This window comes from Soonwooa sp. T0.1_25, from assembly GCF_057652215.1.
This window is the reverse complement of sequence record NZ_JBYFBZ010000001.1, coordinates 418,465-443,678: the sequence shown is the minus strand read 5'-3', so window position 1 is coordinate 443,678 and position 25,214 is coordinate 418,465. Positions and strand designations below refer to the sequence as shown.

The 25,214-nt window shown below is 35.8% G+C and carries 28 protein-coding genes and 3 tRNA genes; 18 read left to right on the top strand and 13 right to left on the bottom strand.

The window, feature by feature from the left end; all coding sequences use genetic code 11:
- Positions 1-20: 20 nt before the first annotated feature.
- On the bottom strand, positions 21-455 hold the full coding sequence (locus AC23MB_RS02100; RefSeq protein WP_487786413.1) for a hypothetical protein: 435 nt from the start codon (positions 453-455) through the stop codon (positions 21-23).
- A 193-nt stretch (positions 456-648) separates the two neighbouring features.
- Here AC23MB_RS02100 and AC23MB_RS02095 point away from each other — a divergent pair, with 193 nt between their 5' ends.
- On the top strand, positions 649-2,844 hold the full coding sequence (locus AC23MB_RS02095; protein WP_487786412.1) for an outer membrane beta-barrel protein: 2,196 nt from the start codon (positions 649-651) through the stop codon (positions 2,842-2,844).
- A gap of 96 nt (positions 2,845-2,940) precedes the next feature.
- Here the strand turns inward: AC23MB_RS02095 and AC23MB_RS02090 are convergent, their stop codons facing one another.
- The 4 genes from AC23MB_RS02090 to AC23MB_RS02075 are packed head-to-tail and all read right to left on the bottom strand — an operon-like array spanning position 2,941 to position 5,551.
- Positions 2,941-3,639: an RluA family pseudouridine synthase gene (locus AC23MB_RS02090; protein ID WP_487786411.1), complete on the bottom strand. Its 699-nt coding sequence runs from the start codon at positions 3,637-3,639 to the stop codon at positions 2,941-2,943.
- On the bottom strand, positions 3,639-3,965 hold the full coding sequence (locus AC23MB_RS02085) for a hypothetical protein (protein ID WP_312321675.1): 327 nt from the start codon (positions 3,963-3,965) through the stop codon (positions 3,639-3,641). The genes AC23MB_RS02090 and AC23MB_RS02085 overlap by 1 nt, the downstream gene beginning before the upstream one ends.
- Before the next feature lie 9 nt (positions 3,966-3,974).
- Positions 3,975-4,790: a 3-methyl-2-oxobutanoate hydroxymethyltransferase gene (gene panB / locus AC23MB_RS02080; protein WP_312321676.1), complete on the bottom strand. Its 816-nt coding sequence runs from the start codon at positions 4,788-4,790 to the stop codon at positions 3,975-3,977.
- A 47-nt stretch (positions 4,791-4,837) separates the two neighbouring features.
- A complete protein-coding gene (locus AC23MB_RS02075) occupies positions 4,838-5,551 on the bottom strand; it encodes a Crp/Fnr family transcriptional regulator (protein ID WP_313026946.1) in 714 nt (237 codons plus the stop codon).
- Between the two features lie 92 nt (positions 5,552-5,643).
- On the opposite strand from AC23MB_RS02075, the gene AC23MB_RS02070 reads away from it, so the two are divergent.
- The 8 genes from AC23MB_RS02070 (at position 5,644) to AC23MB_RS02035 (ending at position 14,491) form a co-directional block, all read left to right on the top strand.
- Positions 5,644-8,022 carry a heavy metal translocating P-type ATPase gene (locus tag AC23MB_RS02070; RefSeq protein WP_487786410.1) on the top strand — a complete coding sequence of 793 codons (2,379 nt, stop codon included), beginning with the start codon at positions 5,644-5,646 and terminating at the stop codon, positions 8,020-8,022.
- 110 nt (positions 8,023-8,132) lie between these two features.
- Positions 8,133-8,324: a cbb3-type cytochrome oxidase assembly protein CcoS gene (gene ccoS, locus AC23MB_RS02065; RefSeq protein ID WP_300672485.1), complete on the top strand. Its 192-nt coding sequence runs from the start codon at positions 8,133-8,135 to the stop codon at positions 8,322-8,324.
- Positions 8,325-8,326: 2 nt separating this feature from the next.
- Positions 8,327-10,597: a cytochrome-c oxidase, cbb3-type subunit I gene (gene ccoN, locus AC23MB_RS02060; RefSeq protein WP_487786409.1), complete on the top strand. Its 2,271-nt coding sequence runs from the start codon at positions 8,327-8,329 to the stop codon at positions 10,595-10,597.
- 12 nt (positions 10,598-10,609) lie between these two features.
- On the top strand, positions 10,610-10,819 hold the full coding sequence (locus AC23MB_RS02055) for a CcoQ/FixQ family Cbb3-type cytochrome c oxidase assembly chaperone (protein WP_313215099.1): 210 nt from the start codon (positions 10,610-10,612) through the stop codon (positions 10,817-10,819).
- A gap of 15 nt (positions 10,820-10,834) precedes the next feature.
- Positions 10,835-11,713 (top strand): c-type cytochrome, encoded by an 879-nt coding sequence (locus tag AC23MB_RS02050; RefSeq protein WP_374329284.1) that lies wholly within the window; start codon positions 10,835-10,837, stop codon positions 11,711-11,713.
- Between the two features lie 130 nt (positions 11,714-11,843).
- Entirely contained in the window at positions 11,844-13,295 is a 1,452-nt protein-coding gene (gene ccoG, locus AC23MB_RS02045; RefSeq protein WP_487786408.1) for a cytochrome c oxidase accessory protein CcoG, read from the top strand.
- A gap of 9 nt (positions 13,296-13,304) precedes the next feature.
- Positions 13,305-13,760, top strand: a complete 456-nt coding sequence (locus AC23MB_RS02040; protein WP_313215096.1) for a FixH family protein — start codon at positions 13,305-13,307, stop codon at positions 13,758-13,760.
- Positions 13,751-14,491, top strand: coding sequence for a sulfite exporter TauE/SafE family protein (locus AC23MB_RS02035; RefSeq protein ID WP_313215095.1), 741 nt, complete (start codon positions 13,751-13,753; stop codon positions 14,489-14,491). The genes AC23MB_RS02040 and AC23MB_RS02035 overlap by 10 nt, the downstream gene beginning before the upstream one ends.
- Before the next feature lie 54 nt (positions 14,492-14,545).
- On the opposite strand, the gene AC23MB_RS02030 is transcribed toward AC23MB_RS02035, so the two are convergent.
- From AC23MB_RS02030 to AC23MB_RS02015, 4 genes are read right to left on the bottom strand one after another with little or no spacing between them, the layout of a single operon-like run.
- The gene (locus AC23MB_RS02030; RefSeq protein ID WP_487786407.1) at positions 14,546-15,016 is read right to left on the bottom strand and encodes a DUF6702 family protein; all 471 of its coding nucleotides are present in this window, start codon (positions 15,014-15,016) and stop codon (positions 14,546-14,548) included.
- A gap of 49 nt (positions 15,017-15,065) precedes the next feature.
- On the bottom strand, positions 15,066-15,782 hold the full coding sequence (locus AC23MB_RS02025) for an LOG family protein (RefSeq protein ID WP_487786406.1): 717 nt from the start codon (positions 15,780-15,782) through the stop codon (positions 15,066-15,068).
- On the bottom strand, positions 15,779-16,492 hold the full coding sequence (locus AC23MB_RS02020; protein WP_374329296.1) for a nucleotidyltransferase family protein: 714 nt from the start codon (positions 16,490-16,492) through the stop codon (positions 15,779-15,781). The genes AC23MB_RS02025 and AC23MB_RS02020 overlap by 4 nt, the downstream gene beginning before the upstream one ends.
- A gap of 8 nt (positions 16,493-16,500) precedes the next feature.
- Positions 16,501-16,917 carry a RapZ C-terminal domain-containing protein gene (locus AC23MB_RS02015; protein WP_313215091.1) on the bottom strand — a complete coding sequence of 139 codons (417 nt, stop codon included), beginning with the start codon at positions 16,915-16,917 and terminating at the stop codon, positions 16,501-16,503.
- A 159-nt stretch (positions 16,918-17,076) separates the two neighbouring features.
- Between AC23MB_RS02015 and AC23MB_RS02010 the strand changes: the two genes are divergently transcribed.
- From AC23MB_RS02010 to ypfJ, 5 genes are all read left to right on the top strand, one after another.
- On the top strand, positions 17,077-18,285 hold the full coding sequence (locus AC23MB_RS02010) for a hypothetical protein (protein WP_487786405.1): 1,209 nt from the start codon (positions 17,077-17,079) through the stop codon (positions 18,283-18,285).
- A 4-nt stretch (positions 18,286-18,289) separates the two neighbouring features.
- The gene (locus AC23MB_RS02005; protein ID WP_374329291.1) at positions 18,290-18,826 is read left to right on the top strand and encodes an adenine phosphoribosyltransferase; all 537 of its coding nucleotides are present in this window, start codon (positions 18,290-18,292) and stop codon (positions 18,824-18,826) included.
- 70 nt (positions 18,827-18,896) lie between these two features.
- On the top strand, positions 18,897-19,598 hold the full coding sequence (locus tag AC23MB_RS02000; RefSeq protein WP_374329292.1) for a YfgM family protein: 702 nt from the start codon (positions 18,897-18,899) through the stop codon (positions 19,596-19,598).
- Between the two features lie 3 nt (positions 19,599-19,601).
- Positions 19,602-20,084, top strand: coding sequence for a 6,7-dimethyl-8-ribityllumazine synthase (gene ribH / locus AC23MB_RS01995; protein WP_374329293.1), 483 nt, complete (start codon positions 19,602-19,604; stop codon positions 20,082-20,084).
- Between the two features lie 215 nt (positions 20,085-20,299).
- On the top strand, positions 20,300-21,157 hold the full coding sequence (ypfJ, locus tag AC23MB_RS01990; RefSeq protein ID WP_374329294.1) for a KPN_02809 family neutral zinc metallopeptidase: 858 nt from the start codon (positions 20,300-20,302) through the stop codon (positions 21,155-21,157).
- 88 nt (positions 21,158-21,245) lie between these two features.
- Here the strand turns inward: ypfJ and AC23MB_RS01985 are convergent, their stop codons facing one another.
- Entirely contained in the window at positions 21,246-21,779 is a 534-nt protein-coding gene (locus AC23MB_RS01985; RefSeq protein WP_374329295.1) for a sensor histidine kinase family protein, read from the bottom strand.
- A gap of 645 nt (positions 21,780-22,424) precedes the next feature.
- On the opposite strand from AC23MB_RS01985, the gene AC23MB_RS01980 reads away from it, so the two are divergent.
- The gene (locus AC23MB_RS01980) at positions 22,425-22,601 is read left to right on the top strand and encodes a histone H1 (protein WP_079666618.1); all 177 of its coding nucleotides are present in this window, start codon (positions 22,425-22,427) and stop codon (positions 22,599-22,601) included.
- Positions 22,602-22,808: 207 nt separating this feature from the next.
- On the opposite strand, the gene AC23MB_RS01975 is transcribed toward AC23MB_RS01980, so the two are convergent.
- The 3 genes from AC23MB_RS01975 to AC23MB_RS01965 all read right to left on the bottom strand — a co-directional run bounded on the left by AC23MB_RS01975 (position 22,809) and on the right by AC23MB_RS01965 (position 23,060).
- A tRNA-Leu gene (locus AC23MB_RS01975) sits at positions 22,809-22,892 on the bottom strand.
- A 6-nt stretch (positions 22,893-22,898) separates the two neighbouring features.
- Positions 22,899-22,974: transfer RNA gene (locus AC23MB_RS01970), tRNA-Gly, on the bottom strand.
- 4 nt (positions 22,975-22,978) lie between these two features.
- Positions 22,979-23,060 (bottom strand) — tRNA-Leu (locus AC23MB_RS01965).
- 178 nt (positions 23,061-23,238) lie between these two features.
- Between AC23MB_RS01965 and AC23MB_RS01960 the strand changes: the two genes are divergently transcribed.
- The 3 genes from AC23MB_RS01960 to AC23MB_RS01950 are packed head-to-tail and all read left to right on the top strand — an operon-like array spanning position 23,239 to position 25,209.
- Positions 23,239-23,613 (top strand): DUF3127 domain-containing protein, encoded by a 375-nt coding sequence (locus AC23MB_RS01960; protein ID WP_312323428.1) that lies wholly within the window; start codon positions 23,239-23,241, stop codon positions 23,611-23,613.
- 56 nt (positions 23,614-23,669) lie between these two features.
- Positions 23,670-24,323, top strand: a complete 654-nt coding sequence (gene aat, locus AC23MB_RS01955; RefSeq protein ID WP_312323426.1) for a leucyl/phenylalanyl-tRNA--protein transferase — start codon at positions 23,670-23,672, stop codon at positions 24,321-24,323.
- The gene (locus AC23MB_RS01950) at positions 24,313-25,209 is read left to right on the top strand and encodes a DMT family transporter (protein ID WP_374329685.1); all 897 of its coding nucleotides are present in this window, start codon (positions 24,313-24,315) and stop codon (positions 25,207-25,209) included. Before aat ends, AC23MB_RS01950 begins: the two co-directional genes overlap by 11 nt.
- Positions 25,210-25,214: the final 5 nt, after the last annotated feature.

The window sequence follows — 25,214 nt, the reverse complement described above, 5'->3', positions numbered from 1 at the left end:
TGTTCTAAATAAAGTTTTTTTTACTTTCGGTCAGGATAATATGATCGAATCAACTTTTCTGGCGAAAGCTCAATTATTGCAAGACCATTAGAAATAAGTAAATAACTTAATTTTATTTTGGATAAAGTTAGTTTTTCAATTAGCGTATTAGCAGTTTCATCTTTCTTAATAACAGAAATTTCGGCATTTTTTAAGACCATCCCTTTTCCTTTTGCGTCTATAAAACCATTAATAGCTGCAGAATTAGGAATGAAAATAACAACGGAGTTTCTGTCATCAAGCACAGTTTGTAAAAAGAGTATTTCAAGTTGTTTTTCATAACCTTTATGCATACTTGTACCGACAATTACTTTATCCGAACCATCGACGAATTTACCGAATTGCATTGTTTTGTTAGAAACTTCTAGTAAGGATTTAGAAGCCAATTGCAGATTAAAGTTTTCAAAAGTTTTCATGGCATTATAATTTTCTGTTAAAGTGACAATAAATTTGAAAATTTGCATCCGTAAAAACCCCAAATTTTAATAGTGAAGTCCTCATCAACGTAAAACCAACCATAAAGAGATAGAACAATGACAATTATCATTATTTAGAAATAATTTGTAACAAATGCAAAAATTGTTTGTCTAATTGCGTAGACAAGCATTTATGAACAAAAGAATTATTTTAGCAGCGAGTTTATTTTTGAGCGTTCAAATTGCGTTTGCGCAAGAAACTAAAAAAGAGAACTCAAAGGAAAAACAAATTGAAGAGGTTACTATAACCAAAACAAAAAAAGCTGTCGAGCAAAAGGCTGACAGAACAATTTTCGACTTTTCCGAACAAGCAAGCCTTAATTCAGGCTCATCTTTAGAAGGCATTAAAAAACTTCCAGGTATGGTGGTTACAGACATCGCAGGAATGATGTATCAGGGAAAACCGCTCCAAGTCTACATGGATGGACGACCACTTAACATTTCGACCAACGATTTAACTGCTTTCCTTGAAGGCATGCCTGCATCGGCGATTGAGCGTGTGGAAGTTGTGACGCAACCAGGAGCGGAATTTCCTGCAACTTCTGGTGGCGCTATTCTAAATATTATTACTTCAAAATCTGCAAAAAATTATTTAACAGCAACTTATTCTGGCGGTTATAGATTTTCGGATTATGATAAATTCAGAAATAGATTCAATAATTCTATTGTTTTAAATTCTAGAAACAAAATTTTTGGATGGCAATTAAGCGCAGGACAAACTTACGCAGAAGCTTTTTCTAGCAACCAAATGGACGATTTATCGAGAGGTTTTGGTGACAAATATTCTCGCGGATATTTTGCAAAAGCGGCTTTAACTTTCGATTTAGGAAAAGATAGATTATTATTAAATTACGATTATTATAAAGCAAACAACGACGCTTACAACAATTCGGACGGAACATCTATGATCGAATCGCCGATCGGATCAGGAAATAATGTTGTTGCTAATTATCTAAACATCGGAAAAAGCAAAACCAAAAGCGACCGAAACGAAATTACGGCAACTTATCAGAAAAGATTTGATGATAAAAACCAAAAGTTAGACATCAAAGCCAATTATTCTAGTTTCAAATCAACTTTTGACCAAACAGGACAAAACTCATTTTATACACCAACTGGCACACAGATTTTTGGAGCTGATATGGACAATGCGTCCGATCAAAACTACTACAACCTTCGCGTCGACTATTCGCAACCGATAAAATTGTTGGATGAAGGTAAAATTAGTTTTGGAGGCTTGTACGAAAAGACGGATTTTACAACAGATTTTCTTGGCATTAAAAACTTAGATTATCAAAGACAAACGGCTGCAACTTATGCAGAATTAAATACGAAGATTAAAAAATTTACTTTTATCGCTGGTCTTAGAGCTGAAGATTACGACATTTCTGGTAAATCTTTGAATTTAAGAAAAAACCAATGGGATGATTTAACGCCTTTCAAAAGGTTTGAATTGTTCCCAAATGCTAGCATGCAATATGATTTTGCAAAAAGCTTGTATTTTAATTTAAACTATAACCGAAAAATCAGTTTGCCATCAACTGGTCAATTGAACCCGAACAACACGACTTTCCAAAATCCGAATGTTAGCATTTCTGGTAACCCAAATGTGCAACCGACGATTTACAACAACTTCGAAGCTAAAATTAGCGCATTCGATTATGCCTTTATCAGCTATAACGTGAGCAGCGTGAAAGACCAAGTGATGATGTATGTGGAACGCGACGGCTACAGCATTTCGCAGACCAATGTTAACATCCATAGTTTGACACAACACAGCTTTAATGTGGGACTTCCCGTTCCGTTTATGATTTTCTCGAAACCGTTTAGCGAGATTATGAAGTTTAATTTTAATCCTGATAAAATTAATTTCTTGTACTTGTATGCAGGTTATCAATTCCAAGACATCAAAGAAATTACGGATAAAAAAGGCATGTGGTTTTTCAATGTAGCTGGACAATTTATTCTTCCCTACAATATTAAATTTGCGCCGAATTTCTCTTATTCAACAAAAGGAAATTACTATTTCTTCCAATCGACACAACCAATTATGAATCGTGTTGACCTTAATTTCAGCAAGAAATTTAATAAAGATAGAATTACTGTAAGCTTGTTTGCAAATGATATTTTCAACAGTTCGAGAATGAATTTCAAAACGGTTAATACTGCAACGCCGATTTATCTGCAAAACCGTTGGGACAGCCGAAACTTTGGTTTCTCTATCAACTATAAAATCCCGACTAAAAATAAGTTAGCAAAAGTTGATCAAAACCTCTTAAATCAAGATACGCCAAAAGAAGACAACGGCGGATTGATGAACCAAAAATAGGCACTCAATCACACACATTTATATTACTTAAAAAAGGCATCCGAAAATTTCGGATGCCTTTTTAGTATTCTTAATTTTAAAATTTATTTTCTAAAATTACAAATTCTCACACGCCTGCCAAACCTTATCATTCTTCGGCAAAGACGCGATGATTTCAATGTCTTCTTTTGTTACAGGATGTACAAAATTCAGTTGTCTTGCGTGAAGATTAATGCCCCCGTCGGGATTAGAACGCGGCGAACCATATTTGAGATCACCTTTTATTGGCGTTCCGTTTTTTGATAGTTGCGCTCGGATTTGATGATGACGACCAGTTTCTAAATCAATTTCTAACAGCAAATAATTGTCCAAAGTTTGAAGCAAATGATAAGTCAGAATCGCTTCTTTTGCACCATCAGTTGGTTTTGAAAAGACAATCGCTTTATTATTTTTTTCATTCTTTTTAAGATAATTCACCAAACGTTGCGACGTCGGAATCATTTCTTTTGCCACCAAAGCCCAATAGGTTTTCTTAATTTCTCGATTTGCGACCATTTGTGTTAAACGAGAAAGCGCTTTAGAAGTTTTAGCATAAAGCACCAAACCCGAAGTTGGTCGGTCGATACGATGCACCAAACCCAGAAATACGTTTCCAGGCTTGTCATCTCTTTTTTTAATAAAATCTTTAATCAATTCTAACAACGACGAATCGCCAGTTTTGTCACCTTGTACAAGCTGACCAACTTTTTTGTTAATCACCATCATGTGATTATCCTCGTAGACGATTTGCGATGCAGAAAATACTTGTTCCGACATTATTGTTGTGCTTTTCTGTTACGTCCAAATAATGACATGATAACTCCAGCAATTAATCCGATGGTTTTAACACCTGAAAGTCTTGTCTCAACTGGTAAAAATGCACCAATAATACAAAGTCCAGCAGCGATGTACATTGGAATTTTGAATTTTGGATTGGCTAAAGTTGGCGCTTGTAATACAAAACTTGCACCTACCAAAATGTAAAATAATTTATTATAAAAAATATTGTTAAGCTCTGGAGAAAATGGCTGAATCCAACCAACTAATAAACAAGCTAAAGCCGCGAAAGATACGCCAGCTTGTATTGCCATAAGGTTTTTCATGTATAAATTTTAATAACTTTCTGAGGCATTCGGGAAATCTACAGATTTTACATCTTTTACAAACTGAGCAACAGCACCAGTAATTTCGGTATGTAAATCTAAATATCTTCTTAAAAACTTAGGTGAAAAACCTTTGTTCATCCCAACCATATCGTGATAAACCAAAACTTGTCCGTCGCAATTTGCGCCAGCTCCAATTCCGATCGTTGGAATTGTAATAGCTTCGGTCACTTTTTTAGCTAAATCAGCAGGGATTTTTTCTAAAACAACTGCAAAACAGCCTAGTTCTTCCAAAAGCTTAGCATCAGAAATTAGTTTTTCTGCTTCTGCATCTTCCTTAGCTCTTACTTTATAAGTTCCGAATTGATAAATCGATTGCGGCGTTAATCCCAAATGTCCCATCACAGGAATCCCCGCATTTACAATTTTACGAATCGATTCTTCGATTTCTTTTCCGCCTTCAATTTTTACAGCGTGTGCACCGCCTTCCTTCATCATTCTCACCGCCGATTCCAAAGCTTTTTCTGGATTACTTTGGTAAGTTCCGAAAGGCAAATCCGCCACAACCAAAGCTCTGTCAATCCCCCGAACAACGCATTGCGTGTGATAAATCATTTGGTCGAGAGTAATCGGAAGTGTTGTCTCGAATCCCGCCATAACATTAGCCGCAGAATCGCCAACCAACACCGCATCTATACCGCCAGCATCAACCATCTTTGCAGTTGTGAAATCGTAAGCAGTGATCATCGAGATTTTATCATTATCGAACTTCATCTTACGAAGTGTCTCCGTTGTAATCTTTTTTATTTCTGAATGTACCGACATGGGCTTAACTTTTAGGTTGTATTAAAGAAACAAATGGTTATCTAAAATTAGATAACCACATGACCAAGTTTTATAAGTTTTTCGTGATTGATGATTTTGATGTTCCGTCCCTCGACAAGGATCAATTCATCTTGTTTGAATTCTGATATTAATCGGATTGCACTTTCTGTCGCAGTCCCGATAAGGTTGGCAATTTCTTCTCTTGTTAAAGAAATATTAATAAATCCTTCTGGATCAGTTCCTAATTTTTGTTCAAGTAAAATTAAAATCTCAGCTAATCTTTCTCTTACTGTTTTCTGAGCTAAAAAGGTTACTGTGTTAGACGATTCGCCCAATTCGTAAGCAATTTTTTGCAGCATTGCGTAAGACAATTTAGCATCAACTTCTAATAAATGAATGAAGAAATCCGCTGGTAAAAAAACAACCTTCAGTGGTGTCATCGCTTCCGCTTTTGCTTGGAAATTTTCTCCACACAATAAAGAGCGATAACCGATAAGATCGCCTTCTTTACAAAATCGAAGGATCTGATCTTTACCATAAACTCCAGATTTTGAAAGCTTTGCAGTACCTTCTTTTATAAAATAGACACCTTGCGGAGATTCTCCATCTTCGAAAACAGTATCTCCCTTTGCGAACTCCATATCTCGCAGTTCTGCTACTAATTTATCATAATCCTCAGGTGATAAACTTCTCTTAAAAGACTCTCTATTAAAGGCTTTAATAAAATTCTGTTCAATAACTTGCTGTAATTCAAGTGACATATGTAATGACATTTATCAGCAAAAATAAGACTTTCTACTCCCAAAAGCAAAGTTTTTTGACGTAATTTTGTAAGCTAAACCCAACAAACCACATGTCAGAAAAGTGCTTCCATTGCGGTCAGCCTATTGAAAGTGAGCGCATTGAATTTGATGAAAAAGTCTTCTGTTGTAATGGTTGTCAGTCCGTTTACGAAATCCTAAACCTAAATAATCTTGGTAACTTTTATGAATTTAATAAGAATTCGGGGATACGACCAAGTAGCGACGACCAAACGCAGTTCGACTATTTAGATACTGAGGATGTCTTCAACAAAGTTGTAGACTTTCATGAAGGTGGAACGACATTAGTTACTTTCAAAATCCCTGTAATCCATTGTTCGTCATGTATTTGGCTTTTAGAAAGTTTAAATACTATTAATCCGAAAATAAAATATTCGCAAGTTAACTTCACGAGAAAAACTGTACAAATCGCGTACAAGAGCGACGAACTGAAACTCAGCGAACTCGCTAAATTTTTAACCAATTTTGGTTACAAACCTGTTATCAATCTCGAAACTGCGGACAAAAAGAAAGAAACACTTGACAAAAGTCTGTTGATAAAATTGGCGATTGCAGGTTTTGCTTTTGGAAATAGTATGTTTTTAAGCTTTCCAGAATATTTTGACAGTAACGATGCATGGTCAGAAAGCTACAAATATCTTTTCCGAATTATTCTTTTGATGCTCGCAACACCCGTTGTATTCTACTCTGCACAAGATTATTACAAATCCGCTTGGTATGGTTTGAAAAACAAAATCATCAACATCGACGTTCCCATTGTTATCGGGATTATCATGTTGTATGGCCGATCTATCTACGAGATTGTAACTGATTATGGCGGCGGATATTTTGACACGCTTTGTGGATTATTATTCTTTATGCTTTTAGGAAAAACTTTCCAGAAAAGAACGTACAACACTTTGTCTTACGACCGCGATTACAAATCCTTCTACCCGATTGCTGTTACAAAAATCGATTTTAATGGAAAGCAAGATAACATTCTACTTTCAGACCTTAAAGTTGGTGATAGAATTATGGTAAGAAACCAAGAGATTATACCTGTAGATTCTATCTTGATAAATGGTGAAGCCAATATTGACAACAGCTTCATCACTGGAGAAGCAGCTTTGGTTAATAAAAAATCTGGAGACAAAATCTTCGCTGGTGGAAAACAAAACGGCCCAGTTCTAGAACTAGAAGTTATTAAAAACGTTAACCAAAGTTATTTGACGCAACTTTGGAACAAGGAAGCCTTCAAAAAAACAGAAACGGGACTCGATACAATTACCAATAAAATCAGCAAATATTTCACAATTGTTATTTTGACGATTACTGCGATTGCCGCAATATATTGGTCACAAGAGAATTTTGAAAAAATGTTCCAAGTGGTTGCCGCAATTTTAATTATTGCTTGTCCGTGTGCCTTAGCTCTTTCGGCACCGTTCACCTTTGGGCACATTATGCGAATTTTGGGCAGAAATAAATTTTACGTTAAAGATACTTTGACCATTGAAAGACTCTCAAAAATTGACAGTTTAGTTTTTGACAAAACTGGAACGATTACAGAAAATAAAAAGTTAAATATTACTTATTCTGGACAAGATATTGCCGAGTTTGATTTGAAAAACATTAAAAGCTTATTAAAAAATTCGAATCATCCTCTTTCAAAATCTTTATATGATTTTATTGACACTAAAGATGATTATTTCCCGATCGAAAATTTTATAGAAATACCAGGAAAAGGTTATTCTGCAAGCGTTAGAGGCAAGCTTTACAAAATAGGCTCTGCGAATTTCACAGGACAAAAATCTGAGAACTTAGAAACCGCTGTTTTCGTACAAGTCGGCGACGAATTTTTGGGGAAATATATTTTTAAGAACGAATACAGAAAAGATTTAGAGACCCTTTTCACACATCTTAAATCTTACCAAGTCAATATCTTAAGTGGCGACAACGCATCGGAAGAACAGCAACTTAAAACGATGATCCCGAATGTTTCGCAGATGCGTTTTAATCAAAGTCCAGAAGACAAATTAGAATTTATACAAGAACTTCAAAACCAACATTATAAAGTAGCGATGCTTGGCGATGGTCTTAACGACGCAGGCGCACTAAAGCAAAGTAATGTAGGCATTGCCATTTCTGACGACACTAACGCCTTTACGCCAGCTTCCGACGTTATTATGGATGGTAGTAAAATTCCTGAATTGGATAAATATCTAAAATTCTCAAAAGACGCGATAAGCATAGTAAAATTAACTTTTGCAATCAGCTTATTTTACAATATTATTGGTGTAACATTTGCAGTAATGGGTAAGGTTTCGCCATTGTTTGCGGCTATAATTATGCCGATAAGTTCTATAAGTGTTGTTGCTTTTACGACTTTATCAACATGGTACCGTAGTACAAAGTATTTCAAGCTTTTAAGATAGAATAAACTATTTAGATAAATTATAAATTAATTAATTTAAATTCATTCTGACTAAAGTCATTAATTTTAACTAAATTTGGGAACTTTAATTAGCGTAAATTTGTCTCAGTTATGGAGATTCTCTATTTAATGATCATATGCAGCGTGTCTTTAGCTGTGGTTTTCTTAATAATTTTTATTATTGGAGCTAAAAAAGGGCACTTCGAGGACGATGAAAGTCCGGCTGTACGTATCCTAATGGATGATGAAATAAGGGAAGAGAAAACTGACAATAAAAAAGAAAAAGATAATAGTGATTTGTAGATATGGAAACACAAAAGTTTAGTTATGACAATAGTATCGTAAAAGCTTTTTTGATTGCAACTGTAGTTTTTGGCTTGGTTGGATTCTTACTTGGGCTTACTGCGGCACTAATGCTTTTTTATCCGGAACTTCCTGAATATTTCTTAGGAACGGACGACCTGACAATTGCCAGTCTCAAGAGTGGGGATATGCAGGGATTAATCAACTCACATGGGGCATTTGGGTTCGGAAGAATCAGAATGTTGCACACTAGTGCTGTGATTTTCGCGTTCGTATGTAACAGCTTCTTTGCTGGGGCATATTACTCGATGCAACGACTTCTAAAAACAAGAATGTGGAGCGACACGTTGTCATGGATCCACTTCTGGGGATGGCAGATTATGATCGTCTCTGTAGTCATCACATTCCTTATGGGTATTAACACTTCTAAGGAATATGCCGAGCACGAATGGCCTATTGACATTTTAATTACGGTAATCTGGGTGATTTTCGGTATTAACATGTTCGGGACAATTGCCAAGAGAAGAGTTAGACACTTGTATGTTGCTATTTGGTTCTACTTGGGCACATGGGTTGCCATTGCAATGTTGCACATCTTTAACAACCTTGAGGTTCCTTTAACAATGTGGAAGTCTTATTCTATCTATTCTGGTGTTAAAGATGCATTGGTACAATGGTGGTATGGTCACAACGCTGTGGCTTTCGTATTAACAACGCCTGTATTAGGTTTGATGTATTACTTCTTACCAAAAGCTGCTGACAGACCAGTATTCTCATACAAACTTTCGATTATCCACTTTTGGTCATTAATTTTTGTATATATCTGGGCTGGCCCTCACCATTTACAATATACATCTTTACCAGCATGGGCACAGGCCGTAGGGACTGGTTTCTCAATTATGCTAATCGCACCCTCTTGGGGTGGTATGCTTAATGGTCTATTGACATTAAGAGGAGCTTGGGATAAAGTAAGAGAGAATCCAATTCTTAAATTCTTCGTTGTAGCCGTAACTTGTTATGGTATGGCAACTTTTGAAGGTCCGCTTTTAGCAACAAAAACTTTAAATAAAGTTGGGCACTTTACAGACTGGGTAATTGGTCACGTACACTTAGGAGCTCTTGGATGGAATGGTTTCATGGCATTCGGGGTTATCTATTACTTGGTACCAGTAATGTGGAGAACAAAATTGTGGTCTACGAAGATGGCTAACTGGCATTTTTGGTTAGGTACATTTGGTATCATCTTCTACGCTGTGCCATTATACATTTCAGGATTTACACAAGGTTTGATGTGGAAACAATTTAACCCAGATGGTACTTTAGTTTACAAAAACTGGTTAGATACTGTTACAGCAATTCTTCCTTACTATAAGATGAGATTTGTTGGAGGTTTATTCTACATTTCTGGTACAATCTTGATGATTATTAACTTAGTTAAGACGGCAAAACAAGGTTCATTCCTTAAAGAAGTGCCTGCTGAGGCGCCTGCATTAGTAAAAACGGTTAAAGGAAGAAAACAAGGCGAAACCTTCCACCTTTGGTTGGAAAGAACACCTTTATATTTCACAATCGGAGCTTTCGTTGCTTTAGCTATCGGAGGTATGATCGAGATTTTACCAACAATATTTGTGAAAAATAATGTCCCTACTATATCAGCGGTTAAACCTTACAGTCCATTAGAATTAGAAGGTAGAGACATCTATATTAGAGAAGGGTGTAACGCTTGTCACTCTCAAATGATTAGACCTTTCCGTGATGAAGTTGTTAGATTCAACGGTAAAAATGGTCAGTACTCAAAAGCTGGTGAATTTGTATATGATTATCCATTTTTATGGGGATCTAAGAGAACTGGTCCAGACTTACACAGAGAAGGAGGTGTAAGACCAGATTCTTGGCACTTTAAGCACATGTATAACCCAAGATCGACATCTGCAGGATCTATCATGCCTCGTTACCCTTGGTTAATTACAAGCACGCTAGACAGATCATTAACAAGAGCTAAATTAGAATTGATGAAAAACAGTTTGGACGTACCTTACACTAAAGCGCAAATCGATTCAGCAGATTCTTGGATGAATAACCAAGCAGCAGCTATCGTTAAGAATATCTATTCTGAAGCAGGTGATGTTAAAGACCAATTTGCGAAGCAACAACAAGCACAAGGCGCAAGCTTTGTACCACTTGAGAAGAGAGAGATTACAGCACTTATTTCTTACCTACAAAGATTAGGTACAGACATTAAGACAACTGAAGTTAAAACAGCGAGCAACTAATAATAATTACGAATGATTCCGCAAAGTTTTAAAGATATTATTTCTAATGTTGAGTATGCAGGATTGCTGAATACCCTTTCTCTAATCCTGTTCATCATAGTTTTCGTAGGTATAACATTGTTTGTGTTTAACAGACCTAAAAAATATTATGAGGAAGAAGAAAATGCGCCTCTTAATGATGACCTAGATATGGATGATGATGACAATAAAACTTCGCACTAAAACATTTTTAAAATCATGAAAAGAAGAACACCCTTATATATCAATATTCTTATTGTATTAGGATTATTGCTTGTCGTATTTTACATGTTTGCACAATCTTCAGATTTCTTTAAAACAAAGTATTTCTGGGCTGCAGCATTGGTAAGTATAATCGTTGTATTTATCCAAGGAGCGATTGGTGACCTAATTGAAAATGAAAAATTCAAAAAGTTAACAGAGGAAGAGAAAAAGCTTTACTTAGCAGAAACTAAAGTTCCTTATTTCCAATATTTGTGGAACTCAGCTTCTAAAAAGCAAACAGCTAAAGAAGAAGAAGACATTCTTATTGACCACGGTTTCGATGGTATCATGGAGTTGGATAATCAACTTCCAAAATGGTGGTTAGGTCTCTTTTACTTTGGTGTTGCTTATTGTATTCTTTACATTGTTTCATTTAGTTTTACAGATTTTGCCCACCCAGATGTTGAATACAACATAGAGCATAAAGAGCAAATTGCTGCAATTGACGAGTATAACAAAAGTGTCCCTCCTGTAACTATTGAAACTGCGGTTTTCTCAGAAGATAATGTTGCAGAAGGAGAACAGATATTCAACACCAACTGTACTGCTTGTCATATGGATGCTGGTAAAGGTGGTATTGGTCCTAACTTAACTGACAATTTCTGGATCAACCAACCGGAAAAAACTTTATACAAAAGTATTTTCCACGTGGTGTACAATGGTAGCCCACATAACCCAACAATGCAAGCTTGGGGTAAAAATGGTGTATTAACTGGGAAAGATATCGAAAAAGTAGCGGCTTACGTATATCACATTAACCAAGAACAAGCACCTATTACAACAGCACAAGGCGGCGCAGCACCTCAAGGTACTGAAGCGCATTGGGAAAAATAGATTTTTAATATAACATACTAAAAGAGATTGTCAAGATGTATCGGTTCACTTGTGTCAAATGAGCTGATATATGAAAAGAAACTTCGTTTTTTTTCAGGGCAATCTCTTTTTCCATTTATAAATGAATGATATGAGCAACTCTAACAAAACTGACATTGGAGGCCAAGGCCAAATAATAGAGGCAGAAACATTTAGGGATTCTGTCGGGACAATGGACAATACTGGTAAACGTAAATGGGTCTTCCCGCGCAAACCAAAAGGAAAATACACCAACTATCGAAATATTGTTAGCGTTATCCTTTTAATTATATTTTTTGCTGTTCCTTTTATTAAAATTAATGGCAACCCATTTTTGATGATTAATATTATCGATCGTCAATTCTTTATCATAGGGCAACCTTTTTATCCACAAGATTTTTTCATACTTGCATTAGGAGCCATCGCATCTTTAGTATTCATTATTCTTTTTACCGTTGTTTTTGGTAGAATATTTTGTGGATGGATTTGTCCCCAAACTATTTTTCTTGAAATGATTTTTAGAAAAATTGAATACGCTATCGAAGGTGATAGAAACAAGCAAATCCGACTTGACCAACAACCTTGGAACTCAGAAAAAATATGGAAAAAAGGTCTTAAGTGGAGTATTTTCCTTTTGATCTCACTTATCATAACACACTTTATGTTTATGTATATCGTTGGTTATGAAGAAGTTTTCAAAATCATGAAAGAAGGTCCATTTGCAAGACCAACCAACTTCTTGGTAATGATAATGTTCACGGCGGCATTCTACTTTGTATTTGCTTGGTTTAGAGAACAAGTTTGTACACTAGTATGTCCTTACGGTCGTCTACAAGGTGTACTTATCGACAAAGAAACCATTAATGTATTCTACGACTATCAACGTGGAGAAAACCGATCTAAATGGAGAAAAGGCGAAGATCGTAAAGCAGAAGGCAAGGGAGATTGTATCGATTGTCACCAATGCGTTGTTGTGTGCCCAACAGGTATCGACATCCGTAATGGTCAGCAACTAGAATGTATTAACTGTACTGCATGTATAGATGCTTGCGACGAAGTAATGGAAAAAGTTGGTTTGCCAAAAGGTCTTATCCGTTACGCATCTATCAACCAAATCGAGAAGAAGGAAAGTTTCAAGTTTACCAACAGAATGAAAGCTTCAACTGTAATTTTAGTTTTACTAATGGTATTTTTAGGCTTTTTATTGAATAATCGAGGAACTATGGAAGCTAAATTCCTAAAACCTCCAGGATCAACATTCTTTGTTAGAGATGGTCAAATTACAAACACTTACAATTACACCTTCCTTAATAAGTCCAACAAGACGATGACAGTTACTATTAAGGTCATAGATCCTAAGAATGGTGAAGTTAATATGAGTGGTGGTAACAAAGTTGTTCTTAAGAGAGATGCAATGCAAAAAGGGACAATCAATGTTAGCTTCCCAGAAAAGCAAATTACACACTCGAAAGAAAATATTACAATTGGCGTTTATGATATGAATGGAGAACTTCTAGATTCTTTCCAGACCAATTTTGAAGGGCCGTTTAAGTTTCAATTTTAAAAATTAAATATGTTCAAGAAATTATCATGGGGACATGGAGTGGTTATAGCTTTAGGTAGTTTTATTGCATTTATTTTATACTTAATTCTCATCTTCCCAATGGGAAAACAAAATGCAGAAATGATATCGAGTAACTATTACGAAGAAGAATTGGTCTATCAAGATGTTATCGATGCTAAAAAAAGAGCGATGGACCTCGAGGTGCATCCAGTCTATTCTCAAGACAAAAACGGTATCAAACTTCATTTTCCAACAGAAAGAAAAGTTGACAAAAAGGAGATTGACTTTGTACTATTCCGTACAGATGATTCGACTTTGGATTTAAAAAAAGTAGAATTTTTGGATGGGACTAACTCGCTGCTAATTCCTGCTAGAGTGTTGGTTCCTGGTTCTTATACATTAAAAACTAAATGGAAAGAAAATAATCAATTGTACCAGATTGATTATGATGTATTATGGAAATAGCCTTGCTTTTTTCAGCATTATTTCTAGGATTTGCGTCGGGCTTTCACTGCATTGGTATGTGTGGCCCGATTGCCCTTTCCATGGGATTAACGCGCGAACAAAAGATTAATTTCTACCTTCAGAATTTGACCTATAATTTTGGCCGAATTATCACCTATTCCATCCTTGGCGCTATTATCGGTATTGTTGGCGAAAGTTTTCAATTTGCAGGATTACAAACAACTTTAAGTATTGTTGTTGGGATTTTATTAATATTAATGGCGCTATTTTCATTTGGAGGAAAAGACTTCGCAACCAAAATCCCGTTCATTAATAAAGCTTTATTAAAAGTTAAATTAAAACTGTCAAAACTCCTTACCAAAGCCGATCTTAGTTCGCGTTTTACAACAGGATTACTGAATGGTCTTTTACCGTGCGGAATGGTCTATATGGCGTTAACAGCATCCATCGCAGCTGGTGGAATCTGGCAAAGTGCGCTGTACATGCTATTTTTCGGATTGGGGACTTTTCCTTTTATGTTTGCTATCGTACTAATTGGTAATTTTCTTAACCAAAATATGCGTCTTAAAATTGTAAAAATCGTCCCAATTGTTATGATACTTCTTGGTGGCCTTTTTATACTTCGAGGTTTAGAATTAGGCATTCCATATTTATCACCGAAAAAAGAAGCTTTACAGATTAAACATCACAATCATGGTGCTGATCCTAACGATCATACAATGTGTCACTAAATAAAAAAACCTCCCGAAAAATTCGAGAGGTTTTATTTTTATTATTCGATTCAATTAAAAATCGACATCTGCAGTTTCTTTTCCTTTTTGGAAGTTAACTGTTTTTAGATTTCCTTTATAAGAAACATTTACAATATTAACTTGTTTAGGATAAACATTAGTTAAAATTGAATTCTTAATTCTTAGACTTGATACATCACTAACGCCAGTTGCTTCATAATACACGAAAACCGACTCTCCATTAACCTGACTTCCTGTAAAAGTTAAAGTCTTGTTAGCTCCATTAACAGCTACCGCAACGTTGGCATTAACATACTTTTTAACCTCAGCATCAAAACCTGCTGTATTTGGGTCAATACCTACTGCTTTAGAAATATGAGATGTGTTAACTTTAGTTGTAAACTTTAAGGTTTTACTACCTTCCACAAACTCCACCTTCGTCATCGAAGAAAACATCTCCAATCCAGTAAAACTCATTGCAATAAGCAAGAATAAAACCCCAAAAATGTTAAAATACTTTTTCATAACAATTGATTTTTATAATTAGCTCAAATAACATGCCATGCGACAGTATTTAGAAATTCACGTTTACAGAATATTTATCATAGAAGGCTTTAATGTGAGCAACCGCTTCATCTGCTGTATCTACAACTCGGAACAGTAATAAATCTTCTTCATTTATTAACTTATTCTTAAGAAGTGTATTTTTAAACCAATCCAACAGTCCACTCCAAAAATCGGATCCTACCAAAACAATCGGAAAACGTCCAATTTTTTTGGTCTGAATTAAAGTTAATGCTTCCATCAACTCATCTAAAGTCCCAAAACCGCCAGGCATTACAATAAAGCCTTGAGAATACTTAACAAACATTACTTTTCGAACAAAGAAATAATCAAAGTCCAAATTGTAACCTTTGTCGATGTACGGGTTAAAATGTTGTTCGAAAGGCAATTCGATATTTAATCCAATCGAGCTTCCGTACCCGAAAGCGCCTCTGTTACCGGCTTCCATAATACCAGGACCGCCACCAGTTATGACACCAAATCCTATTTCGGTGATTTTCTTAGCAATCTCGCTAGCCATTTTATAGTAATAGTTATCTTCCTTCAGACGGGCAGATCCAAAAATAGACACACAAGGTCCTATTCTACTCATTTTTTCGTAACCATCTACGAATTCTGACATAACTTTAAAAACCATCCAACTGTCTTTGGTAATGGTTTCGTCCCAAGTTTTTCTACGAAAACTGTCGTGTAACTTCTTATCTAATTCTTGATTATCGTCAATCATAAAAATATTTTTTCTGCTTCTTCAATTGATTCTGGTCTTCCAACATCAATAAGATTTGCGTGATGCTGGTAACCGACAATCTGTTCTGTCATCATCATATCGAGATATTCTTCCATGATGGAGAATTTTCCAGTTCTTTTAATTTTATTAAATATCGCTGAATTAATGCAATGAATTCCGCTAAAAGCCAATTCTTTAAAGCCAAAATTAGTACTTGCCATTCTCGTTTCGCCAGTCCCAACATTCTTCCAACCTTTCAATATCATTTGGTCGTCGAAAAATAATTTCCGAGAACTTGGTCTATCCGAAACCGCTAAAGTAACAAAATTCTGAGATTCGAGATGCGATTTAATAAAATCCGAAATATTAAGATCGGTAAGAATATCCGCATTCATAATGAGGAAATCTTCTTCTGATGATAAAAATTCTTTTGCAAAAATTAAACCACCACCAGTTTCCAAGAGTTCATTTCGCTCGTCAGAGATCTCAATATTGGCTCCAAAATTATTTCTAAGTTTTAAGAAATCAATAATTTGTTCTCCAAAATGATGAATATTAATAACAAAATCATTAATACCATAGGATTGTAAATACTTGATATTACGTTCTAACAAAGGGATTCCGTTAACTTCGGCTAAAGCTTTGGGATGCGCATTGGTGAAAGGTTGTAAGCGTGTCCCCTTTCCTGCCGCAAAAATTACAGCTTTCATCAAATCAATTAATTATTAAGTTGTGGTTGCTCATCATGATTAATCACAACTGTGACTTCAGGATATTTTTCTTTAATAAATTCTGCAATTTTTATCGCTGAATATACCGAACGATGTTGTCCACCAGTACAACCAAAATTAATTTGCAAATTCTCGAAACCACGTGCTAAATAATCTTCAATATTAATAGAAACGATAGTTTTAATAGCATTTAAGAAATCTGGCATTTGCGTCTTCTCTTCCAGATAATCTTGTACAGCAACGTCATTACCTGTTTGGATTTTATACTCTTCGATACGCCCCGGATTAAGGATCCCACGACAATCAAAGACAAATCCACCACCATTCCCAGACTTATCTTTAGGTATACCTCCTTTTTTATATGAGAAACTATGTATTTCAACTTTCAAAGTATTGGACATCATTTTATAATTTTTGTAAAAATAGTTTTTTTAATATGCTTAACGCAAAAAGAAATGATGTAATTTTGCAGCATCTAACATTCTATTTCATGCAAAACATTGCAATATAGAAGATTAACAATAATTATTGTATATTAGATTTCTAACAAAAAAAACATAGATATGAAATTCTTCCGTTACCTTTTATTTGCAAGTTTAGTCCTTGTGATGTCTTGTAAAAAAACAAGTGTAGATGGTGCTAACAGAAAGGCTTTCCAAGAAAGTATCAACGATATGACATCATCGCTACCAACGCTTAAACAGATAAAATTCAATGAAGCTTTATATATTCTTAAAACTTTCGGTGTAGAGGCCGATGGCGATATTGCAGAAATTGAAGCTTTAGGAAAACTTCTTAACGGAAAAAAAGTTCCTGAAATTTTGAAAATGGCGGACGAAGTAGCTCAAAAAAATAATATTACTTGGTCTAGCACTGCTCCACCGTCATTAGGAACGATGAATATCTTTGGTGATGAAAAAGCTTCGGAAGTTGACCCGAACGACGTAACAGCTAGCGGACTTAACATTGTTGTTCGTCCTGCGATGTCAGACAGCATCACTGGTCCAAAAGCGGTTGTTGTTGTTCCGCAATTAGTTGATCAAAACGGTGAAAAAATAAATTTTACAGGAGCAGGTCTAGAAACAACGCTTGAAGTTTTCAGTAACGGAAACAAATTGCAAACTGCAAAAAACATGATGCAGGACAATAACTTCAAAGGTTTTACTATTAAATTTTCTTCTCTTCCTGTGGCAAATATTGTCGACAACAAATTAGAAGTTAAGATTAGTGTAAAAACCGCTAAGAAAGTCTATCAAATGATTAAATCTGGAATAGAATTTAATCCTCGTGCGATTTTACAAGCCGCGCCTTCTACCGATATTCCAGAACCAACAGATCCTACTTTATTGGATCCAAACAACCCAGAGAATCCAACAAATGCCACTGAAAATCCATCAACTGGAACAACACCGGCCACGCCTACAACGCCAACCAAACCAGCTGGCGATCCAAAATCAACGGTTTCAAAATTCTTGAGCAATCTTAACGCTCAAAATTATAAGGCTGCTTTTGACAATGCTGACAACCCAGCTTGGGGAAGTTATGACAAGTTCTCAAATCCAAATTCTGGTTTTGGATCTGTTAAAAGTGTAAAGGTTAACTCGGTTTCTGCCCCAGTTACAAAAGACAATGCATCAACCATCAACGCCAACTACGATGTAACCGATAAAGATGGTAACGTGACCTCACTTAATGTAACCTATGGACTTAAGTCTACATCTAACGGCTGGAAAATCACAAGCTACAAAATTAACTCATCTAAAAAACAATAATTAAATGGCATCTTCGGATCTTATCCACGATTTAGAAAAAACGATAACCAATATCCCAGACTTCCCTATTGAAGGCATTCAGTTTAAGGATATTTCCCCAATATTTTTACAACCAAAACTTTACGAAGCGGTTATTAATGATTTTGTAGAATTTAGCAAAGGAAAAATCGATGTTGTTTGTGGTATCGAAAGTCGTGGTTATCTTTTTGGGATTGCGATTGCGGTTGCGTTAGAAGTTCCATTTGTTTTAATTCGTAAAAAAGGAAAACTTCCACCACCATTTATTGGACAAGTTTATGACTTAGAATATGGCACTTCGGAAATTGAGATGAAAACTGACCAGCTACAAAAAGGACAGCGCGTGCTCATCCACGACGATCTCTTAGCAACTGGTGGGACAACAGAAGCGGCCGCCAAATTGGTAGAAAAGCAAGGCAGCATCCCCGCACAATTCAGTTTCTTAATTTCTTTGGAAGACCTTAACGGCTCCAAAAAGCTTGAAAAATTCAACGCAGATATTTATTCAATTTTAAAATATTAATCTATAAAACGCAGTTTTTTTGCATATCACACAGAAAGCATTAAATTTGCATTTCGATTATATAAAAAATATGGCAGACTTAAATAAAAAACAAATCGAAGAAGGTAAAGAAACCGTAGAGTTTTTTAAAGACTTAGACCAAAAGGCTTTCAATGTAGAACAAGGCTTAGAGAAGCATTCTAAAACAGTTGGTATTGTTTTCGGTGTTCTCATCCTTGCAGTTTTAGGATTTTTTGGTTATAAACAATTTATAGTAGGACCTCAAAACGAAGAAGCGACTAAATCATTCTTAACAGCTCAAGCTAACCTTTCCAAAGGTGATAACGACTTAGCATTAGGAGGAAAAAGCGCCGCTAATCCTGGTTTTGTTGGGACTTACAACGAGTATTCTGCTACCGATGCTGGTAAGTTGGCGGCTTATAACGCAGGACTTATCGAATTCAAAAAAGGAAATTTCCAAAAAGCCTATGACCTGTTGGACAAATTCAGCAGCGACAATAAGACTTTAATGGCGATGAAGTACGGTGCAATGGCAGATTGCTCTGCTAACCTTAACCGTAGCGATGACGCAATGTCTAATCTTGACAAAGCAACAACTGCGTCAAAGGATGCTTATACAACTTATTATTTTACAAAAAAAGCAGGGATGTTGGCATTGTCTCTTAACAAAAAGGCAGAAGCTAAAAAATACTTTGCTACAATCGATGAGAAGTATCAAGACTATGACAATGGTCAGTCTGATGCTTATATTGAAATGACTAAATATTACTAAAACATGGCAACGGTTAATCTTTCCGATTACAAGCCACTCAGCCTATCAAATGCCGATGAATATTCTATCGGCATTGTTGTTTCTGAGTGGAATGATTTTGTAACATTCAACATGCGCGATGGCGCGATAGAAGTACTTCACAAAGAAGGCATTCGTAAAGAAAACATCAAAGTTTTCTACGTCCCAGGCGCTTTCGAACTTAGTTTTGCAGCAATGCAAATGTGCAAATCCAACCGTTTTGCAGCCGTTATCGCTATTGGATGCGTTATTCGTGGCGAGACGCCGCATTTTGACTACGTTTGTTCGGCAGTGGCGCACGGCATCAAAGATTGCAACATCCTTACCAAGACGCCGACTATTTTCTGTGTTTTAACAGACGACACCAAAGAACAGTCTATTGCAAGAAGTGGCGGTGCATTGGGCAACAAAGGCATCGAAGCAGCCGTTACAGCCATCAAAATGATACAGTTTAACAACAAAGTATAATTTTAGGAGCAGGACGATTCTCCATGCTTTTGACTATTGGTCCCGCTGTCCGCACTCGCTGTTGTAGCCAAAGCAAATCCAAGCTTTACAACGAGCTCAAACAATTGCTCCCATCGGGGCTATTTTAGACGATTTTCCACATTCTTAGAATAAAATCAAATGTAGGTTTCTCACCTACATTTTTTTTGTACTTTTATCACATAAATTTTCAAACTATGAAATGGACTAACGATAGAAGTGACAACGTTGACGACAGACGCGGTTCCGGCGGAGGTGGCGGAATTCTTGTTGGCGGTGGATTGGGCACTTTAATTATTGCTGCTATTGTTTTCTTTTTAGGAGGCGATCCATCAGCAATTTTAGGGACTGCTGTTAACTCTGGCGGACAACAGACAGAACAAAGACAACTTAACCAACAAGAACTTCAAGTTCGTGAGTTTGTACGGATGGTAACAGCCGAGACTGAGAAAACATGGACACAAATCTTCCAGCAAAACGGAATGACTTATAGAAAACCGTATGTTGTACTTTTCGAAGACGTAACGCGCTCTGGTTGCGGTACAGCGCAAGCGGCGATGGGACCTTTCTATTGTCCCGCTGACGAAACAGTCTACATGGACATGAGCTTCTTCAACGAGTTGCAACAACGCTTTGGTGCTAAAGTAACCGAATTTTCTATCGCTTATGTTATGGCGCATGAAGTTGGTCACCATGTACAGACTTTGTTAGGAACGACACAAAAAGTAGATCAACTTAGACAAAGTGGACGTTACTCCGAAGCTGAAATGAATCGTGTATCGGTTGCAACCGAACTACAAGCGGATTTCTACGCTGGTGTATGGGCAAGACAAACGGACAATCGTGAAAAGATATTAGAACCCGGCGACATTGAGTCTGCAATTAGTGCAGCAGAAGCTGTTGGTGACGACAATATCCAAAAAAGATCAAGCGGCTATGTTAATCAAGAAGCTTTTACACATGGTTCTTCTGCTCAACGTAAAGAATGGTTTATGAAAGGTTACAACACAGGCGACATTCGTCAAGGTGACACTTTCAATGCTCTTTTGAAATAGAAAAGTCTACAAAAAATAATGTAACAAAAACAAGCCGCGCGGAACTTCGTTCCGCGCGGCTTTCTTTACTAATATGAAAAAAAATAAACTAATTGGGAATTTGCAACTGATAATGCGTCCCTATTTTTGAATGCACATAATAGACGGAAGCTTCTATCTGCTTACTAAGCTCCATCGCCAATTTTAATCCCAAAGAAGGAGAATTTTTAAAATCAATCTCCGAAAAATTTTTGAGACCATTATCTTTAACATCAATAGCTAACTTGCCTGCTTCTTGCTTTACATTAACATTAACTTTTAAGCGCTCCTCTCCAACTGGCTGATGCGCAAAAGCACTTGACATCAACTCATGAACAATAAGCCCAATAAAAGCAAGTTTTTCAACCTCCAATTTTGGATTATGATTAACGCTAAATTTTAGATCAGCATGATTTGACTTCTCATTAATAAAACTTTCAAACATGGACATATATTCCTTCATGTGTAGTTGACTTTGGTTAGATCGCCTCGTTAACTCATTGTGCATTTGTCCAAGATCTGACACTCTATTTTTAATAGCTAATAAAGCAGTATTAACCTCTGGAGAACAGCCAACACCTTCCGCATCAAAAAGTGATTGCATTAAAGAATGTTGATAACTAAAGCGTAAATCTGCATTTCTACTTAAGAATTCATTTTCGGTTTTTAATTTAATAATCTCAGCTGTTGCGCTTTTTCTATGACGTCTGTGTTTTTTAAAAAAGAATAAAAACATTAAAACACATAGCAGAAAAATACCAAAAAACACGTCAATATGCTGATTCCTATACGAAATGTCACGAAAAAAAACAGCAATCGAATTTGTGATGCTTGTATTTTGTGGTAATGGCACTAAAAATTTGACAGTTGACAAAAAAGAAAAGTCTTTATAGAAAAGCTGAGGCGACGAATACACACACTCAGCAAAAGCAAAGCATCTCATATTGATTTCATTTTGGTTATTAGTTTCTCTAATATACTAAATAATAACGCAATAACTAACATTTTTACTAAATAATTTAAAAATCGGAAACAAACAATAAGAAACAGAAGTACTAACCAGTTTTTCTAATACAAATCATATAAATTTCGTAATGTGAATACAAAAACTAAAGAAAAAAGCTTAGAAAACTACTTTTTTATTTAAAAATCCGATAAGTAAAGCGTTAAAGCATCATTTTTATTGAAAAAAAATTGGGTGCAATCAAACAAAATTCTATATTTGACGCTCAAATTAAAATAATTTACAATGAAAGAACTTATTGAAAAGATCAATGCTGAAATCGAAGCTTTCAAAACTGATGCTAGCTTACAAGAAGAAAAAGGAAACAAAGCTGCTGGAGCAAGAGCTAGAAAATCAGCTTTAGAATTAACAAAATTATTCAAAGAATTCAGAAAAGTTTCTGTAGAAGAATCTAAAAAGTAATTTTTGAATTGTGCAAGTTATAAAAGTCCTCTGTTGAGGGCTTTTTTGTTTTTAAATATAAGGTAATGGCTATTTAATATTCCTTAAGATCATGCATTCTAATAGCTGAAAAGACGCCAATAGGTTTATTAAATATAAACTTCAAAAAAAAACATCTCATCCTAAAACAAAAAAGACCGATAATCAATGATTATCAGTCTTCTTATGTACCCCAGACGGGACTTGAACCCGTACGCCAAAAGAGGCACAGGATTTTAAGTCCTGCGTGTCTACCAGTTCCACCACCAGGGCATGGTGTGGAGCGAAAAACGGGATTCGAACCCGCGACCCCAACCTTGGCAAGGTTGTGCTCTACCAGCTGAGCTATTTTCGCATAGTGCGGATGAAGGGACTCGAACCCCCACGCCGTGAAGCACCAGATCCTAAGTCTGGCGTGGCTACCAATTACACCACATCCGCTTTATTTAAAGAACTTCTTACCTGTTGTTTTGTGGTTGCAAATATAGAGACTTTTTATTTTACCAACCAAATATTTTTTAAAACTTTTTAATATTTTTTTTCTTCACCTTTTTTAGACCTAAAAATTTTTAATCTATTTTCGTTTTTATTACCTTTACCCACATAAATTTATTTTAACATGGAGTTACAAGGCACTATTAAAAAACTTTCTGATTTACAGACATTTGCAAGTGGTTTTCAAAAAAAAGAAATGATATTATTAACTGAGGAACAGTATCCACAGCCGATTAACATCGAATTTCTTTCAGAAAAAGTTGACTTACTTAATGCCTACAACGAAGGAGATAAAGTGAAAGTTTCTATCAACATAAGAGGACGCGAGTGGACTTCGCCACAAGGAGAAGTTAAATATTTCAACTCGATTAATGGTTGGAGAATCGAAAAACTAGACGGTGGTAGCTTTAATGAGCCTACATCTGCGGCTGGCGCTCCTGCAAGTTCTAGCCAAAACACAAATGTTTTCGCAGACGAAGAAGATGATCTTCCTTTCTAAACAAAAGAAAACAACCAAAATAAAATCCTGCTAATAAGTAGGATTTTTTTATCCCAATGATTAGACTAGACGCCGACGATATTTCGTTTCCTGATCCGATGTTGTATAATCCTGACCAAGGCGTTATTGCTATTGGCGGAGATCTACGTCCAGAACGTGTGTATTTTGCGTATCAATTAGGGATTTTTCCTTGGCACAACGAAGATTCGGAAATTTTGTGGTGGTGCCCAGATCCGAGATTTATTTTAATTCCAAATGAATTAAAAATCTCAAAGTCGATGTCAAAAATCCTAAATCGAAATGTTTTCAGTTTTACTGAAAACAAAAACTTCGAAGCAGTGATAAAGGCTTGTCAGACAACTTATCGATCTGACCAAGACGGAACTTGGCTTAATGATGATTTAATAAAATCCTTTATTGAGCTCCATAAACATGGCATTGCCCACAGCTTTGAGGTTTGGCAAAACGAAGAATTGGTTGGCGGATTTTACGGTATTAAAATCGGGCGTGTTTTTTGTGGCGAAAGTATGTTTTCTAAAGTTAGCAATGCGTCCAAAGCTGGTTTTATTAATTTTTGTAAAACCCATGCTAGCGAATTTGATTTAATCGACTGCCAAGTCCATAGCGAGCATTTGGAAAGTTTGGGTGCCAAAATGATTTCGAAAAAAGAGTATTTAACAATTCTATACCAATCATCAAATGTCGAATGATAAACTAAAATGGATTCTACTCATCGTACTTTCCTTAATCTGGGGTTCTTCATTTATTTTAATAAAAAAATCTCTTATCTACTTTAATCCTTATCAAGTCGGAGGTTTAAGAGTTCTGATTTCGGGTTTGGTTCTGTTACCTTTTGCAATTAAAGAGATCAAAAAATTCCCGAAAGACAGAGTAAAATGGTTAATTATCACAGCATTGTGTGGTAACTTTTTCCCGATGTTCTTATTCCCGATGGCCGAAGAACATATTAGCAGCAGTATTGCGGGGATTATCAACTCTATGATGCCTATTTTCGTGATTATTGTTGGAAGTTTGGCTTGGGGAATTGCAACAACAAAATCGCAGCTTTACGGGATTCTTATAAGTTTTACTGGCGCTTGTATTTTAGCATTCGGAAATTTAAATTTTGGCGAATTCAAACTCTATCCAATTTTACTGCTTCTTTTAGCAACTTTGATGTACGCAGTTAGCACTACAACGGTCAAAGCAAAACTACATAACGTAGAACCAAAAATATTATCAGCTTTTGTATTTTCCATTGTGCTGCTAATTCCGTCGTTTTTGTCTTTAATTTTTTCTGGATTTTTCACTAAATTAAATTCTGGCACAGAAATTCCGTGGCACGGCTTTATGTACGTTGGGACATTATCGATTGTTGGGACTGGACTTGCAATGATGCTCAACTACAAATTATTACACATTTCTACACCATTATTCGCCTCCACAACAACGCTGGTTATGCCGATAGTTGCAGTTATTTGGGGATTATTAGATGGCGAACATTTAACATGGATACAATATTTCGGGGCAGCTTTAATATTAGGCGGATTAATATTTTTGAGAAGTACACCGACAAAAAAAATCATCTCAGATTGAGATGA